General features: G+C 71.2%; 16 protein-coding genes. 9 read left to right on the forward strand and 7 right to left on the reverse strand.

Features of this window, described 5'->3' with window-relative positions:
• Window positions 1-57: 57 nt before the first annotated feature.
• Window positions 58-1,425: a DUF2079 domain-containing protein gene (locus AB0B58_RS29265; RefSeq protein ID WP_360230050.1), complete on the forward strand. Its 1,368-nt coding sequence runs from the start codon at window positions 58-60 to the stop codon at window positions 1,423-1,425.
• Here AB0B58_RS29265 and AB0B58_RS29270 read toward each other — a convergent pair.
• The gene (locus tag AB0B58_RS29270) at window positions 1,377-3,500 is read right to left on the reverse strand and encodes an acyltransferase family protein (protein WP_360230052.1); all 2,124 of its coding nucleotides are present in this window, start codon (window positions 3,498-3,500) and stop codon (window positions 1,377-1,379) included. The genes AB0B58_RS29265 and AB0B58_RS29270 overlap by 49 nt on opposite strands.
• Before the next feature lie 225 nt (window positions 3,501-3,725).
• Between AB0B58_RS29270 and AB0B58_RS29275 the strand changes: the two genes are divergently transcribed.
• The 5 genes from AB0B58_RS29275 (at window position 3,726) to AB0B58_RS29295 (ending at window position 6,070) form a co-directional block, all read left to right on the forward strand.
• Complete coding sequence (locus tag AB0B58_RS29275; RefSeq protein WP_360230054.1) at window positions 3,726-4,034, forward strand: hypothetical protein; 309 nt, start codon at window positions 3,726-3,728, stop codon at window positions 4,032-4,034.
• On the forward strand, window positions 4,031-4,315 hold the full coding sequence (locus tag AB0B58_RS29280; RefSeq protein WP_360230056.1) for a CopG family transcriptional regulator: 285 nt from the start codon (window positions 4,031-4,033) through the stop codon (window positions 4,313-4,315). Before AB0B58_RS29275 ends, AB0B58_RS29280 begins: the two co-directional genes overlap by 4 nt.
• 289 nt (window positions 4,316-4,604) lie before the next feature.
• On the forward strand, window positions 4,605-5,024 hold the full coding sequence (locus AB0B58_RS29285; protein WP_360230058.1) for a hypothetical protein: 420 nt from the start codon (window positions 4,605-4,607) through the stop codon (window positions 5,022-5,024).
• Between the two features lie 2 nt (window positions 5,025-5,026).
• Window positions 5,027-5,251: a helix-turn-helix transcriptional regulator gene (locus tag AB0B58_RS29290; RefSeq protein WP_360230060.1), complete on the forward strand. Its 225-nt coding sequence runs from the start codon at window positions 5,027-5,029 to the stop codon at window positions 5,249-5,251.
• Window positions 5,252-5,338: 87 nt separating this feature from the next.
• Window positions 5,339-6,070 carry a DUF4386 domain-containing protein gene (locus AB0B58_RS29295; RefSeq protein WP_360230062.1) on the forward strand — a complete coding sequence of 244 codons (732 nt, stop codon included), beginning with the start codon at window positions 5,339-5,341 and terminating at the stop codon, window positions 6,068-6,070.
• Here AB0B58_RS29295 and AB0B58_RS29300 read toward each other — a convergent pair.
• Window positions 6,053-6,559, reverse strand: coding sequence for a MarR family transcriptional regulator (locus AB0B58_RS29300; protein WP_360230064.1), 507 nt, complete (start codon window positions 6,557-6,559; stop codon window positions 6,053-6,055). The two genes, AB0B58_RS29295 and AB0B58_RS29300, sit on opposite strands and share 18 nt — an antisense overlap.
• Window positions 6,560-6,709: 150 nt before the next feature.
• On the opposite strand from AB0B58_RS29300, the gene AB0B58_RS29305 reads away from it, so the two are divergent.
• On the forward strand, window positions 6,710-8,311 hold the full coding sequence (locus tag AB0B58_RS29305; protein WP_360230066.1) for a methyl-accepting chemotaxis protein: 1,602 nt from the start codon (window positions 6,710-6,712) through the stop codon (window positions 8,309-8,311).
• Here the strand turns inward: AB0B58_RS29305 and AB0B58_RS29310 are convergent.
• Together AB0B58_RS29310 and AB0B58_RS29315 are read right to left on the reverse strand one after the other, a co-directional pair.
• The gene (locus AB0B58_RS29310; RefSeq protein WP_360230068.1) at window positions 8,299-8,574 is read right to left on the reverse strand and encodes a hypothetical protein; all 276 of its coding nucleotides are present in this window, start codon (window positions 8,572-8,574) and stop codon (window positions 8,299-8,301) included. The genes AB0B58_RS29305 and AB0B58_RS29310 overlap by 13 nt on opposite strands.
• A gap of 3 nt (window positions 8,575-8,577) precedes the next feature.
• The gene (locus AB0B58_RS29315) at window positions 8,578-9,060 is read right to left on the reverse strand and encodes a cupin domain-containing protein (RefSeq protein WP_360230070.1); all 483 of its coding nucleotides are present in this window, start codon (window positions 9,058-9,060) and stop codon (window positions 8,578-8,580) included.
• A 178-nt stretch (window positions 9,061-9,238) separates the two neighbouring features.
• Here AB0B58_RS29315 and AB0B58_RS29320 point away from each other — a divergent pair, with 178 nt between their 5' ends.
• Both AB0B58_RS29320 and AB0B58_RS29325 read left to right on the forward strand, forming a co-directional pair.
• The gene (locus AB0B58_RS29320) at window positions 9,239-9,619 is read left to right on the forward strand and encodes a YciI family protein (protein WP_360230072.1); all 381 of its coding nucleotides are present in this window, start codon (window positions 9,239-9,241) and stop codon (window positions 9,617-9,619) included.
• On the forward strand, window positions 9,619-10,845 hold the full coding sequence (locus AB0B58_RS29325) for a DUF6596 domain-containing protein (RefSeq protein WP_360230074.1): 1,227 nt from the start codon (window positions 9,619-9,621) through the stop codon (window positions 10,843-10,845). Before AB0B58_RS29320 ends, AB0B58_RS29325 begins: the two co-directional genes overlap by 1 nt.
• A 6-nt stretch (window positions 10,846-10,851) precedes the next feature.
• Here the strand turns inward: AB0B58_RS29325 and AB0B58_RS29330 are convergent, their stop codons facing one another.
• The 3 genes from AB0B58_RS29330 to AB0B58_RS29340 are packed head-to-tail and all read right to left on the reverse strand — an operon-like array spanning window position 10,852 to window position 14,697.
• A complete protein-coding gene (locus AB0B58_RS29330) occupies window positions 10,852-12,825 on the reverse strand; it encodes a metallophosphoesterase family protein (RefSeq protein WP_360230076.1) in 1,974 nt (657 codons plus the stop codon).
• A complete protein-coding gene (locus tag AB0B58_RS29335; RefSeq protein ID WP_360230078.1) occupies window positions 12,797-14,113 on the reverse strand; it encodes an MFS transporter in 1,317 nt (438 codons plus the stop codon). Before AB0B58_RS29335 ends, AB0B58_RS29330 begins: the two co-directional genes overlap by 29 nt.
• Entirely contained in the window at window positions 14,110-14,697 is a 588-nt protein-coding gene (locus AB0B58_RS29340) for a helix-turn-helix domain-containing protein (protein WP_360230080.1), read from the reverse strand. The genes AB0B58_RS29335 and AB0B58_RS29340 overlap by 4 nt, the downstream gene beginning before the upstream one ends.
• Window positions 14,698-14,796: the final 99 nt, after the last annotated feature.

Genomic DNA, 14,796 nt, shown 5'->3' on the forward strand with positions numbered 1-14,796 from the left:
AGACGATCTTCAGGCGCTTCAGGGCCTGTTCAACGGCCGGTTGCCAGCCTCCTCGCCGTGACACTCGCTTACCCGACACCTACCGTTGCGCGCCCTCGTGCCGAGGGTCGCCGCCCGGTCACCGTGTGGCCGCACCTGATCGCCGCCCTGTGCTTCGCCGCATATGTGGCGTTCGCTCTGCGTCAGCACCGGTCGGTGCGCACGACCGGTTACGACCTGGGCATCTTCGAGCAGGCGGTGCGGGCGTACGCCCACGGGCGGCCCCCGCTCGTGGAGCTGAAGGGCCCCGGGTTCAACCTGCTCGGCGACCACTTCCACCCGATACTCATGCTGCTCGCCCCGCTGTACCGGCTGGTCCCGGCACCGGAGACCCTGCTGGTTGCGCAGGCCGCGCTGGTCGCGGTCTCCATCGTGCCCATCGGGCGTACGGCGGTACGCGTCCTTGGCCCGGTCGGCGGGAACTGCGTCGCCGTGGCGTACGGCCTGTCCTGGGGCCTGCAGGAGCTGATCGGGTTCGACTTCCACGAGGTCGCGTTCGCCGTGCCGCTGCTGGCGTTCAGCGTGGAGCGGCTGCTGCTGCGGCAGTGGCCGGCGGCGGTCGCCTGGGCGCTGCCGCTGGTACTGGTCAAGGAGGATCTGCCCCTGACGGTTGCGGCACTCGGGGTGTACCTGCTGCTACAACGGCAGCGGCGCCTCGGCGCATGGACGATCGCCTTCGGGGTCGGGGCCGCGGCCGTCGTTCTGCTCGTGGCACTGCCCGCCTTCAATCCCGCGCATCACTACGCGTACTCGATGCAGGCAGGTGCCGGGACCCCGCTGCCCGACCGCCTCGCGACACAGGCCGGCACGGTCGCTGCGCTGCTCAGCCTCGGCGCGTTCGTCGCCGTGCGCTCGCCTCTGTCGTTGCTTGCGGTACCGACCCTCGGCTGGCGCTTCCTGGCGGACAACCCGAGTTACTGGGGCACCGACTTCCACTACAACGCGGTGCTGATGGTGATCGTGTTCGCGGCCTTCCTCGATGCGGCACGCCTGCTCGACCGGCGACTCGGGGTCCTGCTGGCGGCCGGATGCCTGGTGGCGTGCGCGCTCCACTCGCCTGGACGGCCACTGCAGAGGCTGGTCGACCCGGACTTCTGGAGGCGGGATCCGAGGGTGGCGGCGGCTCGGGCCGTCCTCGACCGGATCCCGGACGACGCCGAGGTGGCGGCGACCAATCGGCTGGTGCCTCAGCTCACCGGCCGGGCCCGGGTACGCATGTTCCCGCCGCCGGACACCGTGTCGACGGCGGAATGGGTGGTCGCGGACACGGCGGTCGACGACTGGCCGTACCCGGCGGACGTGGTCGCCGCCGAGGTGACCACGCTGCGCGCCGCCGGCTACCGCATGATCGCCGGCGCGGACGGATTCGTGCTGCTGCACCGCTGACCGCACGGCGCCAGCTGCCTGGCCAGCAGCGGAGCCAGGAACCGGCTGTACGCGGTGGTGATGTGGTGCTGGTCCTTGTAGACCAGCAGGTTGCCGACGATCACCGGGCACCGGGCCGGGGTGCAGAACCACGGCAGCGGGTCGATCACCGTCGCGCCCTCGGCCCGTACGGCCGCCATGACCTGCTCGCGCCGTTCGGCCAGGTGCACCGCGGTCGCGCGGTTGCGGGCGCAGGCCTGCGGATCGTCGGGGTTCGCGGAGAGGCAGTCCGGCACGGGACCGCTCTGCCAGGGCGTGTCGTTGACGAAGTAGACCCTCGTGCCCGGCCGGGAGACCGCTTCCACGGAGCGCCTCCAGCCGTCGGTCCAGGCCTGGTCCTGCGTGCCGGTGACGCGCAGCGCCTCGGCGCTGGGCACGGTCGAGGCCATCACCACGGCGCTCGGCGCGAGCGAGCGGATGTGTTGCCAGGCGGCCCGCCGCCACTGCACGCACTCGGTGAACTCGCGCTTGAGCGTGGTCTGGTAGATCAGGGTGTCGGCCGCGGAGCAGGCGCTCTTGATCACCACGACCAGTTTCCAGCTCCGCTGGCGCGCGATCGTCTCCAGGGCCGGGAACCAGTGCCCCGCGTGCGAGTCGCCGAAGAGCACGACCGTCTCCGTCGAGCTCAGGTCGCCGTACGCGCACGGGGTCTGCACCTCGGGATCGTCGAAGGCGGCCGAGCACTTGTCCGGGTAGATCCGTGGCCTGTCCCGGATCGCCTTCTCCAGCGTCGGGGTGAGATTGCGCGGCACGGACGGAAGGGCCGCGGCCCTGGCGAGGCTCTGCTGCAACAGGTCCACGTCGGTCAGCGGCGCGGCCCGGTAGGTGCTGGTCTCGGCCACCCGCGGGGCGGTGCCGGCGATGAGCAGGCAGAGCCCGACGGAGGTCAGCGAGAGCAGGGCGCCGGAGCCGATCCCGCGCCAGGGCCGGGCGCGCAGCGCGACCAGGTGCCGCGCCGGGTTCTCCACCAGCGCGTATGTGAGCCCGGCGAGCAGCAGCGCGCCCAGCGCGACGGCCACGTTCTCCCAGGTGGCGAGCTCGTGACCGAACGCGTACGGGGCGATGAGCAGCGCCGGCCAGTGCCACAGGTACCAGGAGTAGGAGAGCAGGCCGATGACCTGCAGCACCGGCAGGGCGAGCAGGCCGGCGGGCCGGGCGCAGCCGCCCGCGATGACGGCGGCGGTACCCAGGACAGGCAGCAGGGCCGCGTACCCGGGGAACGGCGTGGCGGTGTTGTAGGCGAGCGCGGCGAGTCCGATGGCCGCGAGCCCGCCGCCGATGAGCGCCCGGGCGGTCCGCGGGCCGAGGTGGCGCAGCCGTCCGGCACCGACCGCGAGCAGTGCGCCGGTACCCAGTTCCCAGGCCCGGGTGTGCGCCCCGAAGTACGCCCAGCCGACGTTCTGCTGCGTCTGCCAGGCCGAGGCCAGCAGCGACGCAGCGGTCAGCACCGCAAGGGCGGCACCGAGCCCGCGGCCGGCGCGGCAGCGGATGAACAGCAGCAGCAGCAGCGGCCAGAGCAGGTAGAACTGCTCCTCGACCGCCAGCGACCAGAAGTGCAGCAGCGGCGAGGGCTCCGCCTCGGCGTTCAGGTAGTCGGTGCCGATGGCGGCCAGCCGCCAGTTCATCGCGTAGATCGTGGTGTGCAGTGCGTCGGAGAGGATCCCGGTCAGCCGCAGCGGCGGCAGCCACAGCGCCGACGCGGCGACCGTCGCCACGACCACCAGGGTGGCGGCAGGTAGCAGTCGCAGCGCGCGGCGGGCGTAGAAGCGCGGGATCGAGACCGTGCCGGTACGTCCGGCCTCGCGGAGCAGCAGGCCGGTGATGAGGAACCCGGAGATGACGAAGAAGACGTCGACGCCGACGTAGCCGCCGGTCAGGTACGGCAGTCCGCAGTGGTACGCGACCACGAGGAGCACCGCGACCGCGCGCAGCCCCTCGATGTCGCGCCGGTGCCGCCCGGGCGCGGGCGCCGCGGCGGCGGGTCCGTCCGGTCTCCGGTGTCGCGGTGCGGCGTGCTCGGTGCGTGTCTCTGTCACGGTCGATGAGCCTGCTTACCGGCCAGGTGGCCAGCGTCGTACTCCCGATGGTTTGGCACCAGAATAACCGGATTTGCGCGGCACTCGGGGTGATGTCCGCGAGAGGCGGCGGGAGTCCGTGACACCCGATGTGCGAGGCATTGTCATATTCCCTGCACTCGCTGTAACACGGAATGCCTATGGTTGGCGCCTTAGTGTCCGAACGTCGTCACGGCCGATATGGAGGTGTCGCAACTGTTCGATGATGCTGACGGGATACCTTACGAGGTTTATGTTTTTACGGACGAGACGTACGACAACCTGGTCGCCGCCGAGGTAAGCCCGTTGTCGGTCATCGAGGTAATACATGCTCACGGCGTGGTACGCCGTCACATCGGGCCGGCCATGCAGATCGCCGGCCGGGATCGCAGCGGAACCTGGCTTGTCGTGGCCTTGATCGAGGACGGTGATGACGCTTATACCGTCGCTTCGGCCCGCCGCCTCGACGACGTGGAGATCGATGCAATCGCCCAGATCAAGGGGGAGCCCGCATGAATGGATCCGATGAACATGCCGCCTCCATGAACAACCGGGATTGGACCACGGCGCAGCCGGACAATCGCCAGCGGGCCGTGGGGGTGGTCCAAGCGGTGCGCATGTCGTATGAGATGACGGAGCGCCTGTTCGTTCTGGCGCAACAGCGCCGGATCAGCCCCAACGAGCTGATCCGGGAGATCGTTGAGGACTACCTGACCGGCGACGCCGACGAAATGATCACCATCCGGAGATCAGATCTGCACCGGGCTATCGACATCGCCGTGAAGAACGCCACCTAATGAGCCTTTTGCCTGCCGCTTGACGGTCGGGCCGAACGGTACTGACACCGGCTCAGGGCGCACCGGCGGTGATGAACCCGCGGCGCGGCGCGGCGAACGTGTCGGCGAGCAACAGGCCGATCGGCACGTTGATCAGGAAGACCGCCCGCCGCCGGGCCTCGGCCCGCGGAGCCCTTGCCGCCGTAGACGAAGCCGGCCCGCCGCCGGGCGGCGGAGTAAAGTTTTGTTGACACCATGTCCGCGCTGCTTTACCTTTGCCATGTCAAGTTTTTTATACATGGGAGCGGGCATGTCCTCCGAAGAGAAGCGCACGTGGATCTACGTCGTGGTCGCGGTCGGCATAGCCGTCGTCTACTTCGCGACCGTCCTGTCCAAGGTGCCGGGCACGGACGTGGCGACGATCGGCTACGTGTGGCCGATGCTCACCGCGATCGGTGTCGGGATCGGCGCGAACATCGGCCTGAACATCGTCGCCGCGATCATCTCGCCGAGGGAGGCGGGCAAGACCGACGTGCGCGACAAGGAGATCAACCGGCTGGGTGAGTACGCCGGGTTCTACGTCATGAGCGTCGCCGCGATCGTCCCGCTCGGCCTGGCGATGGCGAGGATCGACCAGTTCTGGATCGCCAACACGCTCTACCTGGCGTTCGTCCTGGCCGCCCTCGCCTCGTCGGTCGTGAAGATCGTCGCGTACCGGCGGGGTTTCTGACCATGGGCAAGCCCACCAGGGTCACCAACACGATCCGGGCCCTGCGGTTCGCCAACGGGGAGATGACGCAGGCGGAGCTGGCCGACCGCATCGGCGTGACCCGCCAGACCGTCATCGCCATCGAGCAGGGCCGCTACTCGCCGTCGCTGGAGATGGCCTTCCAGATCGCCCGGGTGTTCCGGGTGCCGCTCGACGACGCCTTCGGCTACCCCGACACCGAGGACTGACCCACACCACTACCACCGGCACGCGAGGACACCGCCCCGCGGCCCTACTCCTTCACACCCAAAACAAGGAAGAGCCCTCAAATGATCATGGAACCTTCGCGAGCCGGCGCGGCCGAGCTGGTCCGCACCGCCCGTACGACCGGGCTGTTCTACCTCGGCATGGCCGTCGTGGCCATGCTCGGATTCCTGGTCATCCGGTCGCGGCTCTTCGCGGCCGACGATCCCGGTGCGACGCTGGCGAACCTGGTCGGGAACGAGCCGCTCGCGCGCGCCGGGGTCGCCCTGGAGATGCTCATGGTCCTCACCCAGACGCTCACCGCCGTGTGGTTCTACCGCCTGTTCCGCACCGTGGACGCCTTCGCCGCCGGCAGCATCGCCGCGTTCGGCCTGGTCAACGCGATCGTGGGCCTCGGCAGCGCGGCGTTGCTGGCCACGGCGGTCGAGGTCGCGCTCGATCCGATCGGCGACGCGCCGGCAACCGTTCAGCTGCTGTACCTGGTGAGTGGCAACCTGTGGGGCGTGGGCGGGATCTTCTTCGGCCTGTGGCTCATCCCCATGGGCTACTGCGTGCTCCGCTCGGGGTGGATGCCCCGGCCGCTGGGCTGGATGCTCATCGGAGGCGGCGCCGGCTACCTACTCGGCGCGTTCATCGTGTACCTCGCTCCCGAGGCACGGGTCGTCGCCGAACTTGTCGCAGTGCCCGCGCACATAGGCGAGTTCTGGATGGTCGGCTACCTGCTGGTCCACGGCGTCCGCCGGCGCGCGCTCCAGGACGCGCCGCCGGACGACGCTCGCCGGGCGTCACCCGCGTCGGCTTGACCCCTCGTACGCGGCCGGCGACCCGTTCAGGATGGTGGTCAGCAGCGTGCGCAACGTCGCGTCCGCCTCCGGGGTCAGGGCCCCGTAACTCGCGTTCAGCGCGGCGCCGAGCCCGGGCCGGGCAGACGCGTAGAAACTCCGCCCGGCCTCGGTGAGGTGAACGTGCACCGTGCGCTGGTTGTCGTCCGGCCGCCGCCGGGTCACCAGGCCCCGCCGGCCGAGCCGGGCCAGCGCGGTCGAGACGGTCGACGCCGGAATCCCGGCCCTCGTGGCCAGCTCGCCCGCCGAGAGCGCCTCGTGGTGCGGGTACAGGCGGTCCAGCAGCAGCCAGTCGCTGATCTGCAGGTCCAGCGGGCGCAACGCCTCCGCGAACTGGGTGGCGATCAGCGAACCGGCCAGGGCCAGCAGGTGCGGGCCGCCGAGATTCGCCAGGTACGTGGCGCGCTCGTCCGGTTCGTCGGGTAGCCATGCGCTGATCGTGGGGGGCACACCGTTCTATCGGTCGCGTTCGACCCGACTGAACCTCGGCGAACATTTCGGCATCGAAGTGTTCAGCGCCCCCGCCACCCGGCCGATCTGTGTCACAACGTGGCGCACGCCACATCCGGCCGGTGGCCGGCGACGAACGTGGGGGGCGTCATGAGCAGGTCGTGGATGCGGCTGGTCACCGATCGCAAGGTCGGCACCAAGATCGGGATGGCGGTCGGCGCGATGGCGCTGGCGGCCGGCGGGGTGGCCGCCGCCGCGCTGACCAACATGAGCGCGATGCAGAGCCAGTCCGACTACATGTACGGCCAGACGCTGGTGCCGATCACCGACCTCGCGCGCATGCAGCACGCGGCGGAGCACATGCAGAGCAGCCTGCTCAACGCCGCGGTGTCCACCGACGTCGCCCAGGTGCGCAAGTTCCTGCAGGACAGCAAGGCACAGGACGCCGCCTTCGACGAGGCGTTCGCGGCCTACACCAGCACGGACATGACCGGACGGGAGAAGGCGGTCGCCCAGGTCGAGCAGGCCGTCACCGCCGTGCGGCAGCTGCGCGACGCCAAGCTCGCCCCGGCCGCGGAGAAGGACGACCGGCAGGAGTTCGCTCGCGTGCGCGACAGGGAGGCCCAGCCGGTACTCACCGCCCTCAACGGCGGGATGGAGGACCTCATCGAGATCGAGACCGCCGCCGCGCTCGCCCGCAACGACGAGTCGCGCGCCACCTACGACAGCGCCCGGACCATGGTGATCGGGTTCGTCGTCCTCGGTGTGGTGCTGGCCGGCGCCGCGAGCTGGCTGATCGCCCGCGGGATCACCGGCCCGCTGTCGCGATGCGTGTCCGTGCTCACGCGGGTACAGGGCGGGGATCTGACCCAGCGGACCGGGCTCACCGGCCGCGACGAGGTGGCGCAGCTGGCCGTGGCGCTGGACGCGTCGACGGGGTCGACGGCGGCGATGGTGCATGAGGTGACCGAGAACGCCACGCAGGTGGCGGCGGCCGCGGAGGAGCTGTCGGCGGTGTCGACGCAGCTGTCGGCGGTGTCGGAGGAGACGTCGGCGCAGGCGGGGACGGCCGCGGCGGCCGCGGAGCAGGTGTCGGGGAACGTGCAGACGGTTGCCGCCGGCGCGGAGCAGATGTCGGCGTCCATCGGTGAGATCGCGGGCAACGCGGGTGAGGCGGCGAAGGTCGCCACCGAGGCGGCGGAGGCCGCCATGCGTACGAATGAGATCGTGGCGCAGCTGGGGCAGTCGTCGGCGCAGATCTCCGGCGTGGTGCAGCTGATCACGTCGATCGCGGAGCAGACGAACCTGCTGGCGCTGAACGCGACGATCGAGGCGGCGCGTGCGGGCGAGCACGGCAAGGGTTTCGCGGTGGTGGCGACCGAGGTTAAGGACCTGGCGCAGGAGACGGCGCGGGCCACCGGGGAAATCGGGGCGCGGATCTCGGCGATCCAGGATGAGACGACGCAGGCGATCTCGGCGATCGGGGAGATCGCGGTCGTGACGGGCCGCATCAACGACTATGCGTCGACGATTGCGGCGGCGGTCGAGGAGCAGACCGCGACGACCAGTGAGATGGTGCGGAACGTGGCGCAGGCGGCGACGGGTACCGGGGAGATCGCCGGGAACATCGCGGGCGTGGCGTCGGCGGCGGATTCGGCGGCGTCGGGTGCGTCGGAGACGCAGGCGACGGCGAACAGCCTGGCGGCGATGGCGACGGAGTTGCAGCAGCTGGTCTCCACCTACCAGACGTAGGCGTCATGCCCCGCCGGTGGCCGGTCCGAAATGGACCGGCCACCGGCGTGCAGGTCGGCGTCCGGAATCAGCCGAAGATCGGTGTCGCCCTTTTCTTCCGAGCGAGCCTCCACGTCGAACTCGGCGACCGTTACCGGCTCCTCGTGCAGTTCGACCTCGCTCGTGTAGCCCTCGAACCAGGCGCGGGCGAGCAACTCGTCGGCTTGCGCTGCGGTGATCTTCATTTGCGGTGGCCGCATCCCTTCGACGTCGTCGGCAGGCACCCGTCAGGGCAGCCAGATGTTGTCGTGTTCCAGGTAGAACGCGGCGCGTTCCTCCTCGGTCATCTGCGCCACCCGGACCAGGCCCTCGAAGTACCCCTCGCGCGGCGCACCCGGCGAGAAGTGCAGCAGCATCGAGGCCGGTTGCCCGGACTCATTCTTGAACCCGTGGATGCCGCCGGCCGGGACATGCACGTAGTCCCCGGGCTCGGCGTCGATCCAGCGGCGACCGTCGTAGATCCGCATGGTGCCGGACAGGATGTAGAACGACTCCGTGATCGAGCGGTGGAAGTGGGGGTCCGGACCGGTCACGTCCGGCCCGCACTCCCACCGGTAGAGGCCGAAGAGCCCGCCGGTCGAAGCGCCGGTCGACAGGTAGTGCACGCGGGTGCCGTTCGGGTAGACGAGCTCCGGCGCGGTGCCGTCCGGCCGGTAGCCGGCGCTGATCTCGCCCTCGTCCCCGTGGTACAGCGGAGGTGGATAGGTCACCGCACCATCATGCCCTCGGCGCGTCCGGCCGTGGGGCCGCACCGCTTCCACCGGGTACCCGGACCCGGCGTGCAGACTGGGCGGACGGATTCGGCTGCGCCGTGTCGATCCGCGGGACGCTCGTTCGACGTGTGGGTGCGAGGGCCGAGAGGCGGCCCCGCCGGATGAGGAGAACGCGATGCCGAAGTACATGCTGATCATGCGGGGAACCGATGAGTCCAACGCCGCCATGATGGCCTCGATCGAGGAGGGGATCGCCAGGACCCGCGTCTTCATCGAGGAGATGATGAAGGCCGGCGTTCTCCTCGGCGCCGAGGGGCTGGACGATCCGGGCAAGGGCGCCGTCGTCGACTTCAGCGGCGAGGTCCCGGTGGTCACGGACGGGCCGTACGGGGAGACCAAGGAGCTGTTCGGGGGCTTCTTCCTGCTTGATGTCGCCTCGAAACAGGAGGCGATCGAGTGGGCGAAGCGGGTCCCGGCGACCCCCGGGTCCAAGATCGAGGTCCGGCGGGTGCCCGAGGAGGACGAGGTCCCGCAGGACAGCACCGTCCAGCCCTGATGGGCACGACCGACGTCGAGGCCGTCTGGCGGATCGAGTCGGCGCGGATCGTCGCCGCGCTGACCCGGTTCACCGGCGATTTCGGGCTGGCCGAGGACGCGGCCCAGGAGGCGGTGGCCGAGGCGCTGGTGTCGTGGCCGCTCGCCTCCCCGGCGAATCCGGCCGGCTGGCTGATGGCCACGGCCCGGCGTCGTGCGATCGACGCGATCCGCCGCCGGACCGCCCTGCAGGAGCGATACGCCCTGCTGTCGGCCGACCCGGGTGCCGGCCCTTCGGTCGACGAGGAGATCGATCCCGACGGGATCGACGACGGCGTCCTGGCGCTGATGTTCATCAGCTGCCATCCGGTGCTCTCCCCGGAGGCCCGGGTGGCGCTGACCCTGCGCGTGGTCGGCGGCCTGTCCAGCGAGGAGATCGCCCGCGCGTTCCTCGTGCCCGTGCCGACCGTGCAGGCCCGCATCACCCGGGCCAAGAAGACGATCGCGGCGGCCGGGGTGCCGTTCGAGCTGCCGCCGGCCGCCGAGCGCCGGGAGCGGCTGGGCGGCGTGCTCAGCGTCATCTACGTGATCTTCACCGAGGGGTCGACGGCCACGTCCGGCGACCGGCTGCTGCGCCCCGACGTCGCGTACGAGGCGATCCGGCTGGCTCGCACGCTGGCCGCGCTGCAGCCGGCCGAGCCGGAGGTGCACGGCCTGCTCGCGCTCTGCGAGCTGACCGCCGCGCGCTTCCCGGCCCGGACCGGCCCGGACGGTTCGCCGGTCCTGCTCGAGGACCAGGACCGGCGGCGGTGGGACTTCTCGGCGATCCGCCGCGGGCTGGCCGCGCTGGCCAAGGCGTCGCCTCGCGGACTCGGCCCCTACGGCCTGCAGGCCGCGATCGCCGCCGCCCACGCGTCGGCACCCTCCGTAGAGGCGACCGACTGGGACCGGATCGTGGTGCTCTACGAGGCGCTCGGCCGGGTCGCGCCCTCGCCGGTCGTCGAGCTCAACCGGGCCGTCGCGGTGGCCATGGCCTCGGGTCCGGCACCGGCCCTGGCCATCGTGGACGAACTGATCGCCGCGGACCGGCTACCCGGTTCGCATCTGGTTCCGACCGTACGCGGCGAGCTGCTGGCCCGGCTCGGACGGCGACCGGAGGCGCGCGCCGAGCTGGAGCTGGCCGCCCGGCTCTGTGCCAACCAGCGCGAACGCTCAGTGCTGCTGCGCAAGGCCGCCGCGCTGGGCTGACCTCCATCAGCCCGTCTGCGTGATCGCGGCGCGGCCGGCGGTGCGCGCCAGGGTGATCCGGTCGATCTCGGTGTAGGGGTCCTTGCTGCCCGGCAGCGCGTCGGCGAGGCTGCGCACCGTGAGGGTGGTGCGTGCCCCGCGGGCGGCGGGCACGACGTCGACGGCGATGAACGCATAGTCGTCGTAGCGGACCTGCGACCAATCGACCACCTCCGGTACCCGGCTGCCCCCCGGAAAGCCGGCCGCCTTGACCTTGGTGTTCTCCTTCGACCAGAAGTAGCTGTTGACGATGCTCTCGGTGTTGTTCTCGCCGGTGTTGGAACCGCCGGGCGGCTGGTAGCCGCGGTAGCGCTGACCCGAGGCGAGCAGCTGCGGTCCGGTCGGCGTGACACCGGGTGGAGGCGGCGCGGCGGGGCCCGGCGCCTGCCGGAACGGGTACCGGGGGCGGCCGCCGGACCCGACGCAGATGTACGTGACGCCGTCCTCGACCGGGTGGAGGGTCGAGCCGTCGGGTGCGGACCGCGTCCGCTTGCCGTACCGGATCGGATCGGTGCGTTCCAGCAGGTGGTTGTGGCCCTGGATGACCAGGTCGACCTGGTACTCGCTGAACAGGGGGTCGAGCGCGTCGCGTACCCCGCCGTCGGAGGCGTGGTTGTTCGTCGTCGAGTACGCGCAGTGGTGCTGGAACACGACGATGAAGTCGATGTCCTTGGCCCGCTCGGTACGCCATTCCCGCAGCGTGCGCTTGACCCAGCTCAGCTGTGCGCCGCCGGAGTAGCCGGTGTTGGTCTGCATTTCGGCGGACAGATCGTTGGCGTCGATGGAGATCATGCCCACGTTGGCGTAGACGAACCGGTACACAGACGGGCAGGTCTTCGGGCCGTTGGCCGGGAAGTCCAGGCGTTCGACGAGGCCTCCGTACCCGTGGGTGGGGCTGTCGCCGAGGAACTTGGTGTTGCCGTAGAGCGGTTCCATGTCGTGGTTGCCGGTGGCGAACATCCACGGCGTGTAGGCGGCCAGCGGCTCGATCTGGTTGAGGAAGACGTCCCAGACGTACGGGTTGTAGAGGTTCTTGCCCTTCGGCGCGATCCGGGTGAGCGCCGTCGTGTCATCCGCGGGCAGGCCCGAGCCGGACGGGTTGGCGTAACAGATGTCGCCGGCCAGCAACGTGAAGACGGGCCGTTGCGTGGCCATGAGCAGGGTCTGAGTCAGCGCGGGACGCTTGTCGGTGCCCTGCGGCCCGGCGACCGGATCGTCCGGCAGGTACGAGTTGTCGTCGAAGACGCCCGCCGGCCAGGTGCCACCCGCGGCGATGACGGATGAGGGGTCCTGGCCCCAGGCGTACCGGGGATCGGTGGGTGCGGTGTTGGTGCCGACGTCGGCGAAGGCGGTGAAGGTGAACGGGGCCGGCACCACGGAGCCGCGCGCGGGCTCGGTGGTGAAGTGCGCGTCGCCGCTGACGGTGCCGTCGGAGAGCCGGATGCGGTAGTGGTACACCATGCCCGGGCGCAGTCCGCCGACGGTCGCCTTGAGGTAGAACTGGCTACCGATCGGCCCGCCGGGGATCGCGTACTGGCCGACCAGGTGGTTGATGCCCGCCTCGACCCGGGTGCCGTACTGCCCCGGGGCCTCGCCGACGTCGACGAAGGCCCGCAGCTTGGGTGGCAGGTTGCCGGTCTTGCTCACCAGTTGCGCCGTCACGCCCATCGCGGGTCGCAGCACGCCGTCGGCGCCGGGTACGAACGACAGGTGGCGGCCGGACACCACCACCCCGGCCTGGCCCGCCTTGCCCCCGCCGGCGGCGAAGGCGGCCTCGGCGAGCTGGAACTGCGCGAACGCGTATCCGCCGGCGCCCGCCATGACGGCCTTCAGTACGGAGCGGCGGCTGACTCGTTCACGCGCCAGTTCCCGTGCGTTCCAGTCGCTGAGCTCATCTACCGTGACGGGACGACTACTCTTCGCAAACCCCACGGAGGCCATCTTTCAACAACTCGGGACCGCCGCGTGTCGGACATGCCCGGGCTCGCACCGAAATCTTGGCCCGGCGCACGCGCAGGAAGAGCCCGGCCGAAGCGAGCAGGACCACCGCGCTGATGGCGTAGCCCGCCGCGACACCGTTCCGGGTCGCCTGCCAGCCGATCAGCGCGATGCCCACCGCGCCGACGGCCTGCATCAGCAGCGACTGTACGGACAGGACCGTGGCCCGCTCCCCCGGCTCGACCCGTTCGTGCAGCAGGTGCGCCTGCGCCGGGAAGGCGGCACCGAGTCCGATGAAGAGCACGCAGTAGGCGAACCCGGCGAGGACCATGGACACCGCCCCGGAGAGCAGCGCGCAGCCGGCCAGCCCGGCCAGGGCCAGCGCCGACACGGTCCAGCCGGCCGCCGCGGCCCGGGCGTGCGAGCCGAAGCGGCGCACCGTCGCGGCGGCGAGCAGGCCGCCGATCGCGTCCGCGCCGAACCCGGCCGCCGCGACCACCCCGTAGGTGGCGGCGGCCCGGGTACCCGAGGAGAGCCCGGCCAGCCAGGCGGGAGTGAGCAGCTCGATCGTGCCCAGCGCGATGCCCGCCCCACCGGCGGCCAGCAGCAACCGGGTCAGGGTGCGGTCGCGACCGGCCACCCGCAGCCCGGCCGCGACGGTAGCGGGCACGCCGCGCAGGACGGCTCCCGCCGCGGGGCGCGGATGAGGCGGCTCGGGCAGCCTGGTGGTGACCAGTGCGCGCAGGACCTCCACGCCGGAGGCCATCAGCACCGGTACGGCCAGCGCCGGCAGCGGGCCGGTGTCCCCCAGCGCCAGCGGCAGCAGCCCGCCGACCAGGGTGCCGGCGCCCAGCGCCAGGGAGGCGGCCACCTCGCCGCGGGCCAGGCCGCCGGTCAGGTCGGCGTCGCGGCCCAGTTCGGCGTGCACGGTATCGACGTACCAGGCCTCGAGCGGGCCGGTGGACAGGGCTCGGGCCGCACCACGCAGGACGGCGGAGGCCAGGAGGAGCGCGACGGAGCCGGCGAGGCCCAGCAACAGCAGCCCGGCGGCGCCGGCCACGGCCGAGGCGATCAGGACCGGCCGCCGCCCGAGCACGTCGGCGAGTCCGCCGGTCGGCAGCTCGAGCACCGCCGTGGTGAGCCCGTAGACGATGCCGACCGCGGCGATCGTGGACACCGGCAGGCCGCGTTCGAGCATCAGCAGGACGAGCGGCACGAGGTAGAGGCCGGCCGGCAGCCACAGCAGGAAGTTCAGCAGCGCGTAGCGGCGCGCGGCCGCCACGCCGGTCATCGGTCCGAGGCGCGGGGGAACCCGGCCACCACGACGGAGACGACGGCGGCCGCCGGGTCATCGGAGTCGCGTGCCCGCAACTCGTCGAGGTGGGTGTAGAAGCGGTCCCACAGCTCGGCGAGGCCGGCCAGGGTCAGCCGCACCTGGAGATCGCCGATGCCGGCGGCCTCGACCCAGGCCGGCTCCAGCTCGTCCTGCTCGGTCTCGAAGCGTTCGACGTCACCGATGAGGACCTCGACCTGGCGGCGGCGCATCATGGCCGCCGCCTCCCGGCCGGCCTCCGTCGCCGCCAGCTGCGTGTTACTCCAGCCGGTGGTGCGGTGCACGGCCTCCCAGCGGCGCTCCCGGGGATGCCGGCGCCCCTGCGGGCCGGCCGCCGCCTCGGCGATGAACCCGTGCTTGGCCAGGATGCGCAGGTGGTAGCTGGTCGAGCCGGTCTCGGTGTCGAGCCGCTGCGCCAGCTCGGTGGCGGTCGCCGGACCGTGCCGGCGCAGCAGGGCGAGCATGCGGACCCGCAGCGGGTGGGCCACGGCCTTGAGATCGGCGGGATCGGTGACCTGGCGGTCCTGCTGAGGGTCGGTCATGGGCCGACGATAGCGCATGCAGAGACTTTCATGCAGAACATTTTCTGTATGACTTCGAAATCCGGCATGGCGGCGTGCGAACCATCGCTGCTGCCGCGG

It is taken from the genome of Actinoplanes sp. NPDC049118, assembly GCF_040648555.1.
Lineage (GTDB): Bacteria > Actinomycetota > Actinomycetes > Mycobacteriales > Micromonosporaceae > Actinoplanes.

What these genes read in the sequence shown, in the direction of transcription:
- AB0B58_RS29335 (WP_360230078.1), bottom strand. Translation starts at nt 14,113, where the DNA reads ATGACCGGCGTGGCGGCCGCGCGCCGCTACGCGCTGCTGAACTTCCTG.
- AB0B58_RS29325 (WP_360230074.1), top strand. Translation starts at nt 9,619, where the DNA reads ATGGGCACGACCGACGTCGAGGCCGTCTGGCGGATCGAGTCGGCGCGG.
- AB0B58_RS29330 (WP_360230076.1), bottom strand. Translation starts at nt 12,825, where the DNA reads ATGGCCTCCGTGGGGTTTGCGAAGAGTAGTCGTCCCGTCACGGTAGAT.
- AB0B58_RS29340 (WP_360230080.1), bottom strand. Translation starts at nt 14,697, where the DNA reads ATGACCGACCCTCAGCAGGACCGCCAGGTCACCGATCCCGCCGATCTC.
- AB0B58_RS29285 (WP_360230058.1), top strand. Translation starts at nt 4,605, where the DNA reads ATGTCCTCCGAAGAGAAGCGCACGTGGATCTACGTCGTGGTCGCGGTC.
- AB0B58_RS29280 (WP_360230056.1), top strand. Translation starts at nt 4,031, where the DNA reads ATGAATGGATCCGATGAACATGCCGCCTCCATGAACAACCGGGATTGG.
- AB0B58_RS29290 (WP_360230060.1), top strand. Translation starts at nt 5,027, where the DNA reads ATGGGCAAGCCCACCAGGGTCACCAACACGATCCGGGCCCTGCGGTTC.
- AB0B58_RS29320 (WP_360230072.1), top strand. Translation starts at nt 9,239, where the DNA reads ATGCCGAAGTACATGCTGATCATGCGGGGAACCGATGAGTCCAACGCC.
- AB0B58_RS29305 (WP_360230066.1), top strand. Translation starts at nt 6,710, where the DNA reads ATGAGCAGGTCGTGGATGCGGCTGGTCACCGATCGCAAGGTCGGCACC.
- AB0B58_RS29295 (WP_360230062.1), top strand. Translation starts at nt 5,339, where the DNA reads ATGGAACCTTCGCGAGCCGGCGCGGCCGAGCTGGTCCGCACCGCCCGT.